This window comes from Candidatus Uabimicrobium amorphum (assembly GCF_009002475.1).
GTDB classification, from domain to species: Bacteria; Planctomycetota; Uabimicrobiia; order Uabimicrobiales; family Uabimicrobiaceae; genus Uabimicrobium; species Uabimicrobium amorphum.
The window spans coordinates 3,715,644-3,736,630 of record NZ_AP019860.1; the positions used below are offsets into that span (position 1 = coordinate 3,715,644).

Below are 20,987 nucleotides of genomic sequence, written 5' to 3' on the forward strand. Positions count from 1 at the left end.
TTTTATGGACGAACTAAAAACCCCCATTTTTACGATCACATCCTCTAAGCCATTTGGAGATGATCACAAATACTACTGCATTCAGTGTCCAGATTGGGTAAACATAATTCCCGTAACATCTTCAGGAGAAATTATTCTTGTTAAGCAATACCGTTATGGTGTAAATCATGATACGATCGAATTACCTGCAGGTGCCATTGATAAAAAAGATGCTGATCCGCTTGCCGGAGCAAAACGCGAATTGTTGGAGGAAACAGGTTATGGAAATGGTGAATGGATCTCTTTAGGTTGGGTTCACCCCAACCCTGCGATTCAAAGCAATCGTTGCTATAATTTTCTAGCAAGAGATGTGGAAAAAATTGCAGAGATAAATAATGACTTGCATGAGGACACAAAACCGATGTTAGCGGTGCCTTCATTGGTAGAAGAATGGATATCCACAGGAAAAATATCACATAGTTTGGCAATTACAGCCTTTTATGCATATCAAAGATTTATTGCGAAGAATTCGTCCATCACATAAGTCTTTACAAACGTTGGTCACGCAATTTTTGAAAATCCCAAAAGCACAAAACGGTTTCACCAATGAGAAACGAAGTACCGTTTTCAATTTTGCGTTCGCTGATCTTTTCTCCGTCTATTTTTGTTCCGTTACTACTTCCTAAATCTTCGAGAATACAAACGCCATTGTCCAAAGTAATTTTCGTATGCTGACGGGAAATGCGAAAGTCTCCTGGTATATTGATATCCGCCGAACGCCCAATGATGGAGGTTTTATTATTCTGTATAACACAAATTTCACCTCGAATGGGCTTTACCGACGAAATAACTTGTAAACCAAAAAACACATTCTCTTCATGCATATTAAGAACGTAGTGCCACAATTTTATATCGTAAATATCTTTTAACCAGTCAAGTACTCCACTAGGCGTTGGTCTTCTTCCAGGATCAAACGCAAGCATTAATTCTAAAAAGCTGGCAATTTGTGGCGTAATATAACTGGAGCTTCGTTCCAAATCTGCTTTTGATAATGATTTTCCTTGGGCAATGTAATTTTTATACTCCTGAACATCACTAAACGGAAATTTACCGCTAATCAATCGGTATGTGATGACCCCCAAAGAAAAAATATCGCACGGAAAAGAAACTTCTTCGTCGCGAATAAATTCGGGACTCATGTAAAAAATATCCAAACTATCTTCCGCAATACTTAGTCCTTCGGTGTTAAAACCCGTGAACTTGATTTTTTTACTACCGGCGCATAAAATATTATTTAAGGACAATGTTTTGCATACATAATTTCGTTCTCTAGTGACTTTTAAAAACTCCGCAATTTTTTTTGTCACGAGAAATGCCTCACGGTAGCCGGTGCGGCCTTTTTTCGCTAAATAATTGGCTAGAGTGTCTCCGGCAAAAAAGTCTAAAACAACGTGTGGCAAATCAGAATAAGCCGCTTTCACTTCACACAAAAGCTCATTTTGGATATCACTAATTTGCTTGGCTGCCTGGAAAAAATGATCAACATTGAGTTTATTTTTATTGTGGTAGGGATGAAGAATTTTTGCCACACGGTCACTTCCGATTCGATAAATCAAATAGCGGTTGTTCTCTTCAAGCTTTTTCACATCATCGTATTTTGCATTCAGGTAGTTTTCAACACTTTCTTTTTCCACCGCTTCTTCGAGAGTAACGATACCGGAAATTTCTACGTAAGGATGAATGATTATTTTCCATTCCAACAGAGTGTAAAAATCAATAAGCTCGTTTGGATTAAATGGTAGTGTAAACAAATCATCTTTTTTGAGAATAATCTCTTTGTCGTTATGCACAACGGTTGTTTCCGCCATTGTTTTTATGAATAGTGAGTCTTGTTGAAAATTAAAAGAGCAATGTACTGGATCAATGTGGTCGATAATAATCGAAGATTTGCTTGCGCTTCCAACGGAAATAAAAGATGTAGGAGTTCGTGTGAAAAATTTTTCAAACGTACTTACAAAAGCATCACGATTGCGAAGTGTGTCAGGTACATTGCGGATAATGTCTATCCTACAGTGAAAAGCTTCGTAGTCCATGTGTTCCCTATTTTTTTCGTACTCGTTGATTATAGTATACTTCAGCATGACGAGGAGATATGGCAGTATTCACAGGTACAGCCTTCTTAGCGTTTAGTACACGCCATGCTTTTTTACGATGAAAATAATTGTCACTCTTTAGAAACTTTGCCATAAACTTGTCGTCATAGTTTGCGGCCAATTGAAATAGCGTATAATTTGCTTGAAAAGCTATGGAACGCGCCAGTGAACGCATTTCGGTATTTGCAGGATTGTAATAGTTTTGACACCTCTTTATTGTAGGGATGGCTGGTTGATATTTTAGTTGACCAAGTTTTGCCAATAAAAGATTAATGGTCTCATTATCTGTGCGATACACTAACTCAGAATTTAATTTTTCCAATAACAATTTTCCATCGTTTATCACCGCTACTTTTCGTAATTTCTTGATCAAATTCACATACAGATTTAAATAACGCTCACCAACACGGACAACGGAAAAATCTCCGAGAAGTACCATGCCATATCTTTCATTGCGTGGTGTAACATGTGAAGCGATACTTTCGGCAATGAGAGGCACATTAAATGGAGCATGTTTGTTTACATTGTTTAAATAGACATACTCAGAGCCATCTAGTGGAGATTTTGCAAATTCAGGAGAAATATATTTCTCTTTCACAAGTGTTGATAACGCTTGAGGGAATTTACCGTGCTTTTGTTCATATTGTAACAAGCACGTTCCTAGTCTCTGCAAATTGATGTAGCACAGACTACTTTGTTTTTGCTGCGCCGACTTTGATTCAACATCAAAGACAATGGGCAACACAAACAACACCATAACTCCGAAAATGCCCAGAGATATCCATAAATTTTTTTTGTTTTCAAAAATTGATTTTTTCATGAGAAAAATCTCAACATCTAAAATTTTAGTGTTTTTTTAGGATAAAAACATAAGCCCCAGATAAATTACTTTTACAATAACTTAAATATATAGCATAGATTTATTTGGTACGCAATGGTAAAGTTGATCTGCTATGGTAGATGTGCTAAAATGTTAATAAAAATATGTTGGTTTTTGGGTTAGATTACAATAGAAAAATTATGCGAAAAATTTCATGACCGTGACGATTCCGGTGACGATCACGACTACAATGATGATTACGGTTACTTTGAAAGGTTTTATATGCAACGATATATATTGGTTTTCTTGTGTGTACTCTTACTCACAAGCATTACCGCACAGCATTTAACACATGAGGAAGTGGCGGCAAAAGTTTCCCCTGCTGTTGTCGGTATAAACTGTGTATTGGTGGATAAACAAGAAGGAAGTCGTCCCAATATACTCAATTATTATGGAACAGGTGTTTTCATTTCCGCAGACGGTTTACTACTCACAAATCTTACGGTTGTGCCAAAAATTCCGTATAGCGTTACATTGTATTTGGCAGATGGGCGTATTGTATCCGCTTCTTGCGTGGATATATATCCTGAATTTGAAATGACGGTGCTCAAGGCCGATGGAACCAACTTTCCTTACATTCCCCTAGCAGATTCGGCAAAGGCAAGTATTGGGGATAGCGTCTATACTTTTGGAAATCCTTTCCATTCCATTGAAAACGATACCCAAGTAGCGGCTTCTCATGGTACCGTATCGGGAGTATACCGCGTCACAAACAATGTGGAAGAAGAATCGCAGTACAACAACTTGGTGATCGAGACAAATGCCGCTCTCAATCCCGGCTCAGACGGCGGACCTCTTACAAATCATCGCGGGGAACTATTAGGAATATTGTCCCTAGCCATGCAGAAAGAACGGAGAATGGGTACGGCAATTCCCGTTCACCTCATGCTAGAAAACCTTATGGAACTCAGCTCCTTTACACTACAGCCCTATGAACCTGACCAAACAAATGAAAAACGCCAAATAGCGCAAAAAGGTCTTACATACGCAGAAACAATCGTATCTCTACAAGTTGTTCGCAAAACAGGACAACAAAACGCGCAGAGACAAAGAAACCGCAAAGCGATTATTATGCAACGTCCACAAAGTTGGGCAACAGCGACTGTTATTGAAAATGGAGAATATATACTTGCAAGTGCTTATCAAGTGACTAGCGATCAAGGCGAAGGCCAGGTCGAAAAAATTATCGTACATACCGCAAAAGATAAAGTAGAAGCCAAAATTGTCTCGATACACAAACCGTATGATATCGCCCTTCTGCGTCCTGAAACGCCTATAAAATGTACACAGTATTTTTCTTTTGGCTCCGACAAAGAATTGCGTATTGGAGAATGGATTGGGGTATGTGGTAAGTTACAATCTAGTTTTAGTATTACCTGTGATATTGGTATCGTAAGTACTTTACAGCGTAATTTAAACCTAGTTCAGGTTTATCAAACCCAAGCTTTCATCAATTATGCAAATAGCGGTGGACCAGTAATCAACAAGGAAGGCAAACTATTGGGAATCGCAACACACGTTTACCCTAACGCTGTTTGGGGGCTAAACTCTGGTGTCTCTATGTTTACGGGCATTGATACTATCAAAAGTATTTTACCACAACTGAAAAAAGGCAGTGCCACCCAAAATCCATCGCTACCGTTTTTGGGTGTCAGCTTTTGGCAAGATAAAAAAGTTCCACAAGGTGCACTTATCTCTACGGTAACTGCCAATTCTGCGGCTCATAAAGCGGGAGTATTGCCAGGCGATATACTAATTTCTCTTGATGAAGTATCGGTAGGCGAATGGGCGGATTTGGTGCGCTTAATTACCTCAAAAAAAATAGGCCAAAAAATTGAATTTGAAGTGATTCGCGAAAATAAGAAAAAGAAATTGACTGCTACGCTAGGAAAAAGACCATGGTAAAATTTGCGATGCTGGTGTTGTCGTTGTTTGTGATCACTTGTTACGCTCAAGACACAAGTCCACAACAACCTCAACCACAACAAAAACAACATTCACAATTACAAAAAGTAATCAACAAAGCACTACAATCATATGTCTTTGTAGATGCAAGCGGCTCAGGAGTCGTTATTAGCGAAGATGGCTATGTGATTACCAATGATCACGTCGCAGGTGATGCGGCCACGTGGCGTATTCGCACAGCTGATGGCACAATGCATTATGCCGATTTAGTCGGAACAGACCCTTATGGAGATATTAGTCTTCTTAAAATACGCGATGCGAAGGGACTTCCCTTTATCGAGCTAGGAGATTCCGATATTCTAAAAACGGGACAACAAGTCATTGCCATAGGCAATCCTTTTGGAATGGGCAACTTAGACGAAAAGCCCACCGTGACAGTAGGTATCATTTCCGCCTTGCACCGTTTTCACTTTAACTACACCGACGCGATTATGACCGATGCCCCACTAAATCCCGGAAATTCTGGAGGACCGCTCATCACCATGGATGGCAAACTAGTGGGAATCAATGGACAAATAGACAATCGTTTTCAAATACGCGTTAGTAGCGGCATTGGCTACGCCGTTTCCAGCAACCAAATTAGAGCCTTTTTGCCACATCTAAAGGCGGCAAAAGGTGGTTTTGTATATCACGGTCATCTAACCGGGGTACGCTTTCCACGAATAAGTGATGAGGAAAAGAAACCTTTTGTTCTACACGCAACGAGAACCAGTGGTCTATATGTTGCCGGAATACGCAAGGGAGATTTAATTACGCATATCAACGATAAACCCATCAAAACAGTATCGCGTTTGATTGGTTTGGTGCGTAGTTATCCTTCTTACACATCTTTAAAATTTACGGTACTGCGTAAAGAGGAACAGAAAACCTACCGCGCCATGCTCGACGTTTATCGTATACGTGGGCGTGCGCAGTTAGAAGTGACCTTTTACCCCTCCCAAGTTTTTGCGAGGAAACAAGCCAAAACGTTATTGGTCGCCAATGTCCAACCTGACACTCCTGCAGCAAAAGCCGGTGTATTGGCAGACGATATTATTGTATCATTTGCAGGTAAACAGATCACACCGCGTTTGATACAACGCTTTCCCAATTATCTCAATGTATTGTTTTCACTATACGCTTCCCCACGCAATAAAGGTGCCCTTGTCGAATTAACCGTTATTCGCGATGGAGTGGAAAAAGTTTTAGTGATTACTATCGAAGAAAATAGTAAAGCATTTGGCGTGGAGTTAAAGAAAACCCCCAGTGTTACGCAAATAAAAAAAGATAATAACGAATTAAAAATACTTAAGGTACAAGAAGGCATGCTCGCCGATCGTGGAGGGTTAAAACGTGGAGACGTTTTACTAGAAATAAACAAATTCAAACTGCGTAACAAAAAATCATTTTATTTAGTTCTCAATCGCTACCGACCAGGAGAAAAAGTCAAAATAAAAGTACTGCGCGATGGGAAAACACAGACATTGGATATAACTTTGGGTTTGCAAAGAAACAATGGTGGAGGATTTTAATTGGAAATACAGTTTGACACCTATTACAATTTTGAGGAAATTGTCGCGCGCATCAAATGGCTCGCACAACAAAACCCGCAAATATTGGAAATTATCGAAATTGGAAAATCACACGAAGGATATAGCGTACCTCTAGTTGTCATCACCAATAAAAATACAGGCGCTCATCGAGAAAAACCGGCTTTCTGGCTAGATGGAAATATTCATTCTATCGAAATAACGTCTTCCGCAATGGTTTTGTACTTCATACATCGTTGCAGTATGGAATACGGCAGTGATTCATTTCTTACAGAGCTCATTGACAACAATACATTTTACTGCCTGCCATGCATCAATCCAGATGGAATGATGCGCGCACTGGCAGCAAAACCCGCCTTTTATCGTTCGGGAGTACGTAAATACGGCGAAGATGGTAACTACCTGTATGTAGAAGATATAGATGGTGATGGACGCATTCTACAAATGCGTATTGAAGATCCAACAGGAGACTGGAAAATTTCGCCATTAGATTCGAGATTTATGATAAAACGTGCTCCTACAGATCGTGAGAGTGAAGGTCCTTTTTACCGCTTATTTGCCGAAGGACTCGTCCCAGAATACGACGGGGAAACCATTCCGCAAATATTTCCGCACCAACTCGATTTCAATCGCAATTTCCCGATAAAATGGCGCCCTGAGGGAGAACAGCAAGGGGCCGGAGATTTTGGTGGATCGGAAATCGAAGTGCAAAATGTCATACGCTTTATTGCAAAGCATCCAAACATATTTGCCGCGATCACATACCATACATACAGTCGCGTTTTTATTCGCGCTTATAGTGATCGACCCGACAGTGAAATGCATACTTCTGACTTATGGATGTTTGAAGATTTAGAAGAAATTGCGCGCAATACCACCCAGTATCCCACCGTTTCAGGCTACCATGACTTCAAATATCACCCGAAAGAAATCATTTCTGGTGCGTTTGATGACTGGGCATATGAACATCGCGGAATATTTACATTTACTGTAGAGTTATGGGACCTACCAACAGCAGCAGGAATATCCGAAAAAAATGACCAAAAAAACTTTATTGGCTGGTTTCGTAAACATCCGACTACGGACGATAATAAAATTTTACAATTTGTCCTTGATAATGCACCACACACTCTTGCTGAATGGAGGGAATTTGATCATCCGCAACTAGGCAAAGTCGAAATTGGTGGTTTAGAACACCTATTTTCATGGCGCAACCCTCCACAGCATCTACTAGAAGATGAATTGCGCCCGCACTTTGATTGTGTCATGCAAATGGCCTCCCTTGCACCAAAGTTAGAATTTTATCAGCAAACGGTGACCCCTCTGGATGACCATCTCTATAAGATAGAAGTTATCTTGCACAATAGCGGCTATTTTAGTACATACGTTTCGCACCAAGCGAAAAATATGCAAATCGTAAAACCAATATACGTGGACCTTACTCTACCCGCGGGTGCCCAACTCATCTCCGGCAAAAAACGCGTTGATATTGGCCAACTAGAAGGTCGCTCGAACAAGAACAGCATGACATACTACCACTCTCCCACCGATAATCGCAAAAAAATAGAATGGATTGTGCGCATTGCTGACGATGACAACATCACGGTTACAGCGAAATCGTGTAAAGCCGGCAGTATTGAATGCTCTTTACACTTACGCCAAAATACATAAAGGAATCTTCATGAAAATCTTAATGGTACTAGGTATACTTATAATGCCCCTTGTTGCCCAGGTATGGCATCCCTCACAACAAACAGTAAACATACAGCATTACACTTTAGACATTCGCATAGATCAAAAACAAAAAAAAGTATGGGGAGACGTAACTTTTACAGTTTTCCCACTTTGGGATGATGTGGAAAAAACAATTCTCGACGCCGGAGATATGCAAATAAAAAAGATCATTTCCGAAGGCTACAACCTTAAATTTACACATAGCGGTCGAAAATTAACCATTGACTTCGGTAAGAAATACAACCGCGCGCAGCCCATCACCTTTACTATTTCTTACAGTGCTTTTCCTAAACGCGGGACATATTTTGTTCAACCAAACAAACACTATCCCAATAAGCCATATCAAGTTTGGACACAAGGAGAGGCCGAAGAAACACACTACTGGTTTCCGTGTTACGATTTTCCGAATCAGTTGTGTACGAGCGAAACGAAAGTAAGTGTACGTAAACCTTATATTGCCATTTCCAATGGAAAGTTACAAAAAGTCATCGAAGAAAAAGACGGATGGCGCAAGTTTCACTGGAAAATGAGCGTACCACATGTTTCTTATCTTGTGAGCCTGGTAATTGGAGAGTTCGTCGAACTTCAAGATAACTTTGAAGATATTTCGTTACAGTACTATGTACAAAAAAAGGATGCTCCCAATGCACTGCGTTCTTTTGGCAAAACGCCTAAGATGATGACTTTTTTCTCTGAAATCACCGGAGAAAAATACGCGTATGAAAAGTATGCGCAAACAGCTGTGGAAGAATTCACCTTTGGCGGGATGGAAAACATCTCCGCCTCGACCTACACACAAAATACGATTCACGATGAACGCGCCCATCTCAACTGGAGTAGCGAGTCGCTTGTTGCTCATGAACTTGCCCATCAATGGTGGGGAGATTTGCTCACCTGCCGCGATTGGTCACAAATTTGGCTCAATGAAGGTTTTGCCACCTACTATACAGTGTTGTGGTTAGAACATGACTTGGGCAAAGACCAAGCAAAAGAAGAACTTTTGGGAGAATACGACTGGTACATGGGTTCGGACTTTCACCCCGTAGTGTGGAAAAATTTTGAACATCGCGATGATGTATTTGATTCCCATGCATACGCCAAAGGTGCATGGATTTTACATATGCTGAGAAACAGTTATGGACACGACAACTTCATACGCGCCACACAGCTGTATTTGCGTCGTCACAAAGGGAAAGCTGTCACAACCATCGATTTGCAAAACGCGTTTGAAGACACCCTCGGAAAAAACCTCGATTGGTTCTTTGAACAGTGGGTCTACGGCATTGGACATCCTAAATTTGAAGTAAGTTGGAAATGGGATGCCGCGCATCATATGGTAGCAATTCATGTAAAACAAACACAAAAGTGGAAACCTTTTCGCGTCATAGTTCCCATCGAAGTAGCTACAAAATCGGGAAATACTGTCTACCATGTAGAACTGGAAGGTCGTGAACAACGTATTTACTTACCAAGTAAAGAACAACCACATTTTGTCGCTTTTGACAAAGATGGTACAGTGTTGAAGAAACTCGATATGCAACAATCGCAACCACAGTGGATTCATCAACTACAAAACGATAGTGATTTATACGGAAGACTTCGCGCCGCCAAAGCGTTGGCAAAATACCCCAGCACAGAAGCCATACTTGCTTTAGGGCAAGCACTAAAACAAGATTCTTTCTATGGTGTTCGCTCTCGTATCGCCGGTTTACTTGGGAACATTCACAGCAAACTAGCCGCCGATGCACTTCTCGCAGCACACCAAGATAAGGACGCACGCGTACGTGCCAGCATTGTCAGTGCGCTTCTCAAAAATCGCTTCAATCGCAAGGCCGTTGCGGTATTAAAAACCAAATTTCGCAGTGACATGTCGTACAGTGTACAAGCCAACGCCCTAAAAGCACTCGCCAAGTACGCAAAACGCGATGGGTCTGACATTGATCTCGACGACATGATGGATTTGGTATACGAAGCACTAAAAATGGATTCACATTTGGACGTCATTCGCCGTGCGGCATTAAATATCGTCGCTGACGTCGACAAAGAAGAAGGCCTAAAAATTCTACGAAAATGGGTAAAACCAGGAAAACCGGTAAGCTGCCGCACAACCGCGATCCGCGCTCTTTTTGCTAAAGAAAAAGGCAAAAAAACGTTGGTACTCAACAGTCTCATTCAGTTACTAGACGACCCAGACCATCGTATCCGCAGTACAGCAATCTCTCTTCTGGAGGAACTAGGCTCTAATAAAGCAATACCTGCTCTTATCAAAGTGGCGGAAAATGACGACCTACTGAGTGTACAGAATAGTGCAACAAAAGCCATTTCTGCTCTAAAAAAGTAGATGATCAAACATTTTACACCTAAAGTTCGTAGTATTAAAAATCTAATGCTACGAACTTTTGTTTTTTACCAGACAATTCGAGAACAATGCGATGACAATACCAAAAAAATTCCACAAGTATATTATAGAGAAAGAATTGGGGAGAGGAGGCATGGGCATTGTTTACAAAGCTCATGATCCACAACTTAGCCGTGATGTTGCTCTTAAGATTATGATCGAAATAGAACCAAAAAAAATAGAACGCTTCACGATAGAGTCGACTGCAATGGCACAGTTAAATCACCCTCATTTGATAAGAATCTATGATTTGGGCCGCAAACCACAACCATATTTTGTCATGGAATATATAGAAGGTGACACGCTAGAAGACCTCATTAAAGCAAAAAAAACCAAACCACGCGCTGTTGTAACAACTATGATAAAAATTTGTAATTGCTTACAGGAAATGCATAAGCAAAACATCATTCACCGCGATATTAAACCCGCGAATATCATGATTAGTAACAAAGGTGAACCTAAATTGATGGACTTAGGTTTGGCGAAGTTTACCAATTTCGACAGCAATCTATCCATACAAGGAGAGATTATCGGAACGCCACGCTATATGGCTCCAGAACAAATCAGTGGTAACACAAATTCAGTAACCGATATCTATGCAATTGGCGCGACGATGTATGAAGCTTTAACTCATACAAGACTGTTTGAGTCTGACTCGCCAACCAGTTTACTTTATCAAGTCGTGAGCGAAAAACCTACTCCTCTGCGAGAAATCAATCCTAAGCTGACGCCAGAGCTTGAAAAAATATGCCTAAAATGTTTGGAAAAAGACCCTAAAGAGCGCTTCCAAAGTTGCGAAGAACTCGCCAAAGCGTTGCAGCGTTTTCAAAATAGACGCAAAGCATCGCGCATTGAAAAAAAACAAGAAGCACAACGTAGTACACATAATATGGTAACCGGTTCGCTCATTTTGCTAGTCGTACTCATGGGCGCAGTATCATTTTATCTATACACAGCATACGAAAATCTTAAAAACGATAGCGAAGTAACCCAAAATCCAACGAGTAACCAAACCGAAAATGTGAAAAACTTTGCTAAGGTAAAAAACCACGCTAAAAATACCGTCCCAAAGCCCACAGCAAACAAAACAACATCTGCGGATGCACACTTCATAAATGCAAAAAAATATAAACGCTTAAAACAGTATTCAGCGGCACACACCAGTTTAAACAGCGCAATTGAGCTAGAAGACAAAGATATTTATCACTGCCATAAAGCAAATATCTATGCCCTAGAAAAAAAATACAACAAAGCAATACTACACTTACAAATGGCCCTAAAGCACCACCCAAAATCACCAAATATATACTACGCCATGGCCAATATTCACTTGCATCAAAAAAAATACGATTTTGCACTGGAGTTTTTATTGAACTTGTCTAACGAAAATGACAACCATGCCGCAAATAAAAACAACAGTTACATTCAAAAATTATTCATAATGGGAAATTGTTACCATGGCTTACTGAATTATAAAAAAGCGATATACTTCTGGCACAAAGCATTAGAACATGGTTACCCAAGTAACAAGAAGCTTTTACAAAAAATCGACCTAGCGAAACAAAAACTATCCACAGCCAAAAATCTCCCAAATGCTAAAATTTACTATGCACAAGCCAAAAAACTACAAGAGTCTAGAGCTACGGGTGAGAATAAACAACAAATACTACAATATTTGCATAAAGCTATTTTGGCTGATCCTAGTTTTGCAGCGGCTTACAATTTTAGAGGAAATACATACAAAAGTATGAGTTTGAATCTCCTGGCCATCACAGACTACAGCAGTGCGATAAAATACCAACACAAATCTATTTACTATCGCAATAGATTTGCCATTTATCTAAATACAAAAAACTACAAGAAAGCACTCAACGACATAGAAATATTAACCAGTTTGCAACCTCAAATACATCATTTTTGGGCACTAAAAAGTGAAGTATTGTTTCATTTGAAAAAACCATATGAAGCGATAAAGGCCATTGATCATGCAATAACGCTTGACAAAAAAAACGCTCAATATTATTTCTTGAAAGGTAAGATTTTTTTTGGAAATCGCAACTATACGCAAGCGATAAAATGGCTGCATATTGCGCAAAAATATAACCCGAAACTTCCATACATCTATCGCAAATTAGGCGATACTTATTTTTCACAACAACAGTATAAGAAAGCAATTGATTTTTGGCAAAAGGCCCATCAATATGGGTACCGCCCCCAAAAGGAATTAACAACAAAAATAACTAAGGCACGCGAACGCCTTAAATAGTAAGGTGTGTTTAGAAAAAAATGTTTTTTAACTACGAAATCTAACAACAAGTTCGAGAATTATGATGACAACTCCTTTTGAACAAAAACAACAAACGGCACAAAAATTTGGTAAATACATAATAGAAAAAGAACTAGGCCGTGGAGGGATGGGCATCGTGTACAAGGCATACGACCCACAACTCCACCGCCATATCGCCTTGAAGTTAATTTTAAATTTAGAGCAAAAAAATATTGATCGTTTTATGAAAGAATCAAAGGCCCTCGCACAAATTACTCACCCGAACTTGGTGACTATCTACGAATGTGGTAGAGACCCTCAGCCGTATTTTGCGATGGAATATATCGAAGGCTCTACTCTACAAGACCTAATTTCGGAGAAAAAAACCAAACCGTTTTTTGTCGTAAATACCATGATAAAAATTTGCGACTGCCTACAAATGATGCATGAAAAAAACATTTTACACCGCGACATAAAGCCTGCGAACATCATGATCGACCAAGCAAATGAACCCAAGGTCATGGATTTGGGACTGGCTAAATTTATCCAAACAGATAGTTCTCATTCCACGGAAGACTTTATGGGAACTCCGGCGTACATGTCCCCAGAACAAATCGCTGGCAAAACCAATAAAACAAGTGATGTATATGCTCTCGGCGTTACCATGTATGAAGCTCTGACACATCAAAAGATGTTTGAAGCGGATTCTTCGACAAACTTGCTGTACAAAATTGTTCGCGAAACACCTGTTCCTCCGGGAAAAATCAATCCCAAAGTTGCTCCCCAGATAGAAAAAATATGCCTTAAATGCGTACAAAAGGACTCAAAACAGCGTTATCAAAACTGCAAACAACTCAAAAAGGCGTTGGAAAATTTCAAAAAAGCACGAAAAACCCAGCGTACGGTGCTGAAAAAAAACCAGGAGTACAAATTACAAAAACTGACGGTTGCGGCATTAGGGGTGTTACTTTTGTTATCGGTCAGCGTGTCATTTTTCTTTTATAACTCATATAAACAACTGAAGAAGCAACATGGAAATCAACATGCCGCCTCACACGATAGTACCTCACAGAACAACGATCGCGATAACGTGGTGGTAGCAAAAAATACACAAGAAAATAAAACGGCAAACAACAACGTAGCGAAAGATCAAAATGCACAACCAAGTAACCATCACAAAGAGAACACAACATCGTATTCGGAAAAAACAAGCCAACAAAATGAAACCGCAAAACGATATTTTCATCAGGCACTTGCTTTTCACGAGCAAGATCAGCCTCTTAAGGCCATAGAGTACTTTAGTCGTGCGATTATGCATGCCCCCCGTTACGAAAAAGCCTATTCAAATCGCGGAAGAATTTACTTAAATCAAGGAAAAGTCAAGGAAGCGTTAGCAGATTTTGATCGAGCTCTTACGTTTAATAAAAGTGCCGCTAATTTTTATGACAAAGCCGTGGCTTTGAGAAAATTACAGCAAAATCAGCAAGCGCTCACTACGTTAAATTTAGCACTAGAATTACATGATCAGGACCCTCGCTATTGGCAACTACGCAGTTTACTACACTATGCTTTAAAAAATGTAAATCAGGCCCTCAGCGATATTGACCGTGCCATACAACTGGACAAAACAAACGCTCAACATTACTCCAATAAGGGAGCAATATATCTTTATCAAAAAAAATATAAAGAAGCGCTGAAATATCTCAATAAAGCGCAGAAGCTCAATAGTGAATTAGACAATGTTTATTACTACAAAGGTGAAATTTACTATATTCATAAGAAGTACAAAAAGGCTTTAAAGTACTTTCAGCGTGCAACAAAATTGAATAAAAAATATGCGGTTGCATATTCGAAAATTGGCGATTGTTGTTATAGAGTTGCAGAATACAAAGTTGCTATTTTTTCGTGGAATATGGCTTTGAAATGTGGTTATCCTAGCCGACAGGAAACGTTACGAAAAATTGATCTGGCAAAGCAAAAAATGAAGTAATAAAAAATATAGAGGTATTGTCCTAGATTTTAGGACAATACCTCTATATTACAAAACGATTATAGTTAACTACCTGTACTACCAAAACCGCCGCGTTCATTGTCCTCCACTTTACCTTCCACTATTTGAGCTTGCTCAACTTTGTGTAGTAGCGCTTGGGCAACGCGTTGGCCTTTTTCTAATTTGACTTCTGTTTGTGTGGCGTTTTCAATGCCAATAAAAACTTCTTTATGGTAGTCACTGTCAATGGTACCGGGAAAAATATTGATTCCCAATTTAAAAGAAGATGATCGTGACTTAACCGCGACGTAAAATCCCTCGGGAATGGCCATTTTGATATTCGAAGGAAAAAATCCACGTTGTCCCGGTTGTAGTGTTACATCTTCTTTCACATACAAATCAATTCCTGCTGCTCCAGGAGTTTGATACTTTGGTAGAGGTAGAGATTCATCAATACGCTCAATTTTCAGCGTTGTCTCCATGAAAACATTCCTTTATGACAGTAGGCACTATCGTACCTATAAGTTCTTTAATTGCCTGCGCGTATACACGTATTTCCCATTGTGAGTGACTATCGTCGCGCAGTTTTAAAAATTTGATTAAATTGTTTAAGTCCGTACGTCCGATAAATTTTGTCATCAAGTTTTGTGGAAGTACCATACGAGCCTGTTCGCGGCATACGCCTTTTTCTAAAAGATTATCGTATAGTTGCAGCGCTTGTTTTGTCGCCACTTCAATCTCTCTGCCTAAATTTTCTTGAGTTTGCGCGTCGAGTTGTTCGCTCCCGACTTGTTTGTTTTTTTTATCTTGTTTGCGAAAATTTTGCGGAATGTAGAAATCAATATTTTCGCTTGTATAACGCCGGCTTACTTCATTGTAGCTCCACATACGATGGCGAAACCATTGCCTGGTAACAAAAAGCGGACAGTACACTTCAAATTTAAATACCACCATTTCCAGAGGAGAGGTATGTTGATTTTTAATTAAGTAGCGTAGTAGTTTATGGTCTCTTTCCCTCATCGTATCGGTATATTTATCATAGCTTACTCGGGCAGCATTCACGATATCAACTTCACTGCCCATGTGGTCCAAGAGTGTAATGTAGCCCTGATCATTATCCAAAACACGGATGGTCTGTTTAGGCTCCACAAACTCCTCCTTTACACATATTGTGCGCTTCTACAAACACTTGTCCTTGTTTTGCCATAGCTTCTTCATATGAACACGGTACTATGGGCTGTCCCCCGCGTGCACCATCTGGATAACAAGTGATTCCACGTAATCCATGTGCATATTTCGCAATACATTGCACAAAGTTTTCCACCTTGTCTTCGTTATTGTGTTCCGAACCCCACCGTGGTAAATTAATGGTACTACTTACGGCTTGGTCGATATATTTCTCCACATCGTACTGAAACTTGATACGCTTCTCATAGTTTTGCGCTAAGTCAATAGAAGTTTCGATACTGTCAGGATGAATTCCACGTTCTTCGATGAGATATTTTGCGGTACTGTCCACAATGTATTCGCAGTGCCATTCATTGTTGCGCAGATATCTTCTCTTGTACGCCACACTGTAAATAGGCTCAATACCAGTTGTTGTACCAGCGAGAATACCTATGGTACCCGTAGGGGCAACAGCACGCTTGGCCACAGGTCGCGAAATGTTGAGTTCATCCGCGTAGTCATTGGCAATTTTATCAGAAATATCGCGATAAACCGTCAGCCACTCATGCAACTCATCACTAACTTCATAACCATAGTTACGCATAAGAAGCCATTCGTGAATTCCCATAATTCCCAATCCCAAACGACGATTCTTCTTGCGTGTTTCGTAAATTTTATCGAAAGGAAGCTGTGAACGTAAGGTACCCAATAGCAAAAACTTTGTCGCAAGCTCCACGACAGATCGTAGTTCATCAATACTGTCGATTTCGGCGAGATTGATAGAGCCTAGGTTACAAACATCACTATCATCTTCACTGGTAATTTCGCAACAGGCGTTACGCGCTGTTTCGTGTTCTTTATCGTAAAAGTTCATCGAGAAACCCGGTTCACCGTTCATCATGGCGTACTTGGCATTTTCGCGGAATATATCTCCCACTTCTCCTGTTTTTTTATAGTTTTCCAACCACTCAGTGTTGTAGATAATACTAATATTAGTGCAGTCAAGAGGTGCAGACAACGTAAAATCGCGTTGTTTGGCCTCTCCATACGTTGTGCTGGTTCCAGGAATAACTTGTGAATTCCAATCTTTTACGCGTAACATCTTGTGAGCATCGGCATGGTTCCAACGTAGTCCCGCCCAAATAGCGGATCTCCGTGAACCTCCTTGTTGCACATAACGGCCAATCTCATTGACAATTTTCATGGCCTTGATTGGTCCACTTGCCAAACCACCCGTGCGTTTGAGCGGTGCTCCTTCGCGACGATAGATGGAATAGTCATTGCCTATTCCCCCTCCTGAAGCAAGGGCTGACTGTACTTTATACACCAAATCTGCCCAATCTTCACGTGTATCTTCCTCGGATTTAAATAGATAACAGTTGTTATAGTACTTCACCCCTCTATTTGTATAGTAGAGGTAACGTCCACCGGGAATAAATTTTTTCTCTACGATAAAATTGGCTAAGGCATTTTTTTCATCTTCACGCATTTCGAGACATACTTCGTTTACAACACTGCGACTCAACTTTTCCCACGTTTCACAGCCTTCATGGCGATATTTACAGTTGAATACGTTTTCCGCCAGACTATTTCTAAATTCGCTTTTTGTAATCAACGGCGTCTCCTTAAAAAAATAAAAGGTGGATATAGCGAGTATATCCACCATTTGAGAGATGAGTTAATTATCTTTTTGTGCACGAAAAGATATGTTTTTAGGGTTTTTATTATACTTTAATACGGTTTACTTGACAAGTAATTTACGGTTTTTATTCAAAGAAATTTAGTGAGGGGGTATCTTTATTATGTACCGAATTTTTGTAATCTGCCATTTTTTTTGAAAAATAGATAGCCAGACCTTGAAAAGACTGATAATTTTTTTTGAGAAAAGCTAAAAATGCTGAGATATCAAGGGGAAGGAGACATGCAACGTCTATTTTTCGTCGCTTTGCAGAAGAGCCCATTGTGCTTCCCAACCCTTTTTCTCACAATAAGCGCGTAATTCACGATGGAGAAATTTGCATAGCGCATACATCAAACAAAGATCATCAATCCACCCAATAATCAGAAAAAAATCAGGTAAAATATCTATTGGTGAAATAATATATACACAAGTAAATGCCACAAGCATTATTTTTGCTGGATGCATTTCTTGTAGTTTTCCATGACGATAATCACGTATAATAGATATAAACAGCTGTGCTGCGATCCATAGTTTTTTATTAAGTAATAAACTGTACCAACTATTCTTTGACATAGGCCTTTGGGAAAAAAGAAATGGTGTTTGTAGATATTTAATTATATGGCAAAAAAATAGCAAAAGTCGAGAAAAATAATCGGGAGTGGGAAAGGGAGCGGGAAAGGGAACAATAATATGCGAAAATCATTTAAGAACGGTATTTGTTTTTTAGGCAAAACAACTTGCCACTATGCAAAAAACTTACGGGGAGGTGTTTATACATTATTTTTATTTCTTTTGCTTACCTTGGGTGGTGTTACCTACTATTCTTCGGGAGTATTGTCGTGGACTTCATGTGGTATTTTATTGTGGCTATGTCTGGGAATTAGTTTACTAAATCACAGTCTCCACAGTGACAAAAATAATATTATTGAAGGCTTTATTAGCAAAGAATCCTCTCCTTATCTAGAATATTCCAAACAACTTTCTCCATTATTTATCCTCATCGTCAACATTTCCTTAGTATTTGTGCTGGTTGTACTTTTGTGGAAGTTGTCTTTCCTCGAAACATCTTTCTTTTCTTCATCTTCGCAAAACTTTGACGATTGGGGAATTTACACCATTGATTTAATAATGAAAGCTGTACTTTTTGATATCCCCGAGGTTTATGGTCTCAACTTAATTGACATACAACATCTAGGATTTATTGGTGGAACTATTGTACTCATCATGCGCGTAGCAGTGTTGGTACTTGTGGTTGGCGCCATATTTCATTGGTCAGAATTGCGCAAAACAATTTATAGCTGTCTACAAATTTTAAAAACCTACCCCGACATTGGTCGCACGAAATTATTACTTATTTTACAAATGTACCCACGACAATTATCGTTTATTGTTAAACAGTGCCAGGACCATAAATATGGCGAAATTACCCGTAAACGTTTGTGGACCGTTTTAGGTGAATCCTTGCGTATTGAAATTTTGCCATTTGTCGAAAAAGAACTGCGCAACACCAACTCCATGGACATCCAAATTGCGTGCCTGAAAGCCCTAGAGCATTTAAAAAACGGTAGTATTGATGTTGTCTCTGCGTTTATAAAAGAAACCAGACCTTTTGAAGTAACACAACAAGCCTGTTATACACTCGCGAGCTGGAATACACCGCAAAGCACAGATCTGGTAAAAAAAGTACTACAATACAATGACCAAAGTTTACGCAGCGTTGCCATTCGAGCGCTGGCAAAAGTAGACTACCATCTTGTCGGAGATATTTTCACCGAAATTATGTACAATACCGATAGTAGCAAGGAAGAGCGTTTTGCGACGAAAGATGCCCTCATTGAACTTGGTCAATTTACCGAAAAAACCCAACGGGAAATACAACAGACTTTAGAAACTTCCCATAGCCCCGCCAATCGTCGCTTTTCCGCAATGGTGCTCGGAGGTGTTGGCAATATAAAAAACCTGACACTGTTGTGCAAAACCCTAAAAAACGACGAAGATGCCGATACGCGTTTTTATGCCATCCAAGGTATACATTCACTGGCGAAAATGAGCATTGACACCCAACAAGTGCATGTCAATATCTGGCAAAATGTCATTCCGCAAGTCATCGATATGGCAGATAACGAAACTTATGATTTGGCAAGAGCGGAGTCCATACACACTTTGGCCACAATGATCGACTTCTGTAGGTATGATGTTATTTTTGGCGATATGCTTTCTCCGCTGGCAGATTTTTTACCCAAATGGCAAGACAGTGATAGCGCACACATCATGGACGCTGTCCTCGATGTTTATAATACAGCGGAATTATGGCGTGATACATTAAAAATAGATTTTGACAACGTAGATTCAGGGTTTAACGAAATGGCTGTCAGTGTTTGTGTAACAGAGGCGTACCAAAGTAATCCTTTAGTGGAAATGGGACAAAAACTCAACTTTTATCAAAATAATAAACAACCACAGCAAGCAAACCATGACTACGAATTTTTGAGCAAAATGTCCGGACATAATGGTATCGAAGTGTGGCTAGTGAAAGACCGCGAGAACGACACACAAAAAGTCTACAAATGTGCAACGCAGGAACAACAAGAGAAGTGGATTGGAAAAGAAATACTTCTTTTACGGAGGTTGCAACACAAAAATATTGTTTCTCTACAGGCCATTCACCAAGAAAATTTTGCATTTACCATGCCGTTTGTCACCGAGAATACGCTATGGAAAAAGTTGAAAGAGGGTCCCGTACAAATCGAAGAATTGTACACCATCGCCACCCAACTCGCCGATGCCTTACAGTATATTCATCATCAAAACGTTGTATATTGTGATCTAAAACCCAAAAATATCTTATATGATTGCGATGTAGTCACTTTAATAGATTTTGGAGGGGCGTATTGCGATGGTTTTGACTTTAAACCACAAGGAACGCCTCCATATATGGCACCCGAAATAATATTAGGGCATTCCCCCACAGCAACGGCAGATGTATACTCTTTAGGCGTTTTGTTGTATCGTATGCTTACGGGCATGCTTCCTGCGGGAATCGCACGACCAACAGTTGGTCAATGTGCTCCGATTACTTTGCCATATATTTTGGCAAAAGCCACCGAGTTCGATCCGCAAAAACGCTATGAAAGTGTGCAAGCTTTTTGGAATGACTTTTCTTTACTCAAGGAACAATTCGTCACGCGCCGCGACAAACATTTGCTTTCGTTGAGCAACAATGAGAACCTTACCACTTAAAGAAA

General features: G+C 39.8%; 14 protein-coding genes. 8 read left to right on the top strand and 6 right to left on the bottom strand.

Annotated features, from left to right (window positions below):
* Positions 1–4: 4 nt before the first annotated feature.
* Positions 5–523, top strand: a complete 519-nt coding sequence (locus UABAM_RS13310) for an NUDIX hydrolase (RefSeq protein WP_151968492.1) — start codon at positions 5–7, stop codon at positions 521–523.
* Between the two features lie 4 nt (positions 524–527).
* Here UABAM_RS13310 and UABAM_RS13315 read toward each other — a convergent pair whose 3' ends face one another.
* Positions 528–2,072, bottom strand: coding sequence for a protein kinase domain-containing protein (locus tag UABAM_RS13315; RefSeq protein ID WP_173013298.1), 1,545 nt, complete (start codon positions 2,070–2,072; stop codon positions 528–530).
* A 7-nt stretch (positions 2,073–2,079) separates the two neighbouring features.
* Positions 2,080–2,952 carry a hypothetical protein gene (locus UABAM_RS13320; RefSeq protein ID WP_151968494.1) on the bottom strand — a complete coding sequence of 291 codons (873 nt, stop codon included), beginning with the start codon at positions 2,950–2,952 and terminating at the stop codon, positions 2,080–2,082.
* A gap of 282 nt (positions 2,953–3,234) precedes the next feature.
* Here UABAM_RS13320 and UABAM_RS13325 point away from each other — a divergent pair, with 282 nt between their 5' ends.
* From UABAM_RS13325 to UABAM_RS13350, 6 genes are all read left to right on the top strand, one after another.
* Entirely contained in the window at positions 3,235–4,917 is a 1,683-nt protein-coding gene (locus tag UABAM_RS13325; protein ID WP_151968495.1) for a S1C family serine protease, read from the top strand.
* Positions 4,911–6,488 carry a trypsin-like peptidase domain-containing protein gene (locus UABAM_RS13330; RefSeq protein WP_151968496.1) on the top strand — a complete coding sequence of 526 codons (1,578 nt, stop codon included), beginning with the start codon at positions 4,911–4,913 and terminating at the stop codon, positions 6,486–6,488. Before UABAM_RS13325 ends, UABAM_RS13330 begins: the two co-directional genes overlap by 7 nt.
* Positions 6,489–8,177: a M14 family metallopeptidase gene (locus UABAM_RS13335; protein ID WP_151968497.1), complete on the top strand. Its 1,689-nt coding sequence runs from the start codon at positions 6,489–6,491 to the stop codon at positions 8,175–8,177.
* A gap of 10 nt (positions 8,178–8,187) precedes the next feature.
* Positions 8,188–10,581 (top strand): M1 family aminopeptidase, encoded by a 2,394-nt coding sequence (locus UABAM_RS13340; RefSeq protein WP_173013299.1) that lies wholly within the window; start codon positions 8,188–8,190, stop codon positions 10,579–10,581.
* Between the two features lie 91 nt (positions 10,582–10,672).
* Positions 10,673–12,904 (top strand): serine/threonine-protein kinase, encoded by a 2,232-nt coding sequence (locus tag UABAM_RS13345; protein WP_151968499.1) that lies wholly within the window; start codon positions 10,673–10,675, stop codon positions 12,902–12,904.
* Positions 12,905–12,965: 61 nt separating this feature from the next.
* On the top strand, positions 12,966–14,894 hold the full coding sequence (locus UABAM_RS13350) for a protein kinase domain-containing protein (protein ID WP_151968500.1): 1,929 nt from the start codon (positions 12,966–12,968) through the stop codon (positions 14,892–14,894).
* Positions 14,895–14,959: 65 nt separating this feature from the next.
* Here UABAM_RS13350 and dut read toward each other — a convergent pair whose 3' ends face one another.
* The 4 genes from dut to UABAM_RS13370 form a co-directional block, all read right to left on the bottom strand.
* A complete protein-coding gene (dut, locus tag UABAM_RS13355; protein ID WP_151968501.1) occupies positions 14,960–15,376 on the bottom strand; it encodes a dUTP diphosphatase in 417 nt (138 codons plus the stop codon).
* On the bottom strand, positions 15,354–16,043 hold the full coding sequence (gene thyX / locus UABAM_RS13360; RefSeq protein WP_151968502.1) for an FAD-dependent thymidylate synthase: 690 nt from the start codon (positions 16,041–16,043) through the stop codon (positions 15,354–15,356). Before thyX ends, dut begins: the two co-directional genes overlap by 23 nt.
* Entirely contained in the window at positions 16,033–17,676 is a 1,644-nt protein-coding gene (locus UABAM_RS13365; protein WP_173013300.1) for a hypothetical protein, read from the bottom strand. Before UABAM_RS13365 ends, thyX begins: the two co-directional genes overlap by 11 nt.
* Before the next feature lie 315 nt (positions 17,677–17,991).
* The gene (locus UABAM_RS13370; RefSeq protein ID WP_151968504.1) at positions 17,992–18,315 is read right to left on the bottom strand and encodes a YkvA family protein; all 324 of its coding nucleotides are present in this window, start codon (positions 18,313–18,315) and stop codon (positions 17,992–17,994) included.
* Between the two features lie 117 nt (positions 18,316–18,432).
* Between UABAM_RS13370 and UABAM_RS13375 the strand changes: the two genes are divergently transcribed.
* Positions 18,433–20,982: a protein kinase domain-containing protein gene (locus UABAM_RS13375; RefSeq protein WP_151968505.1), complete on the top strand. Its 2,550-nt coding sequence runs from the start codon at positions 18,433–18,435 to the stop codon at positions 20,980–20,982.
* Positions 20,983–20,987: the final 5 nt, after the last annotated feature.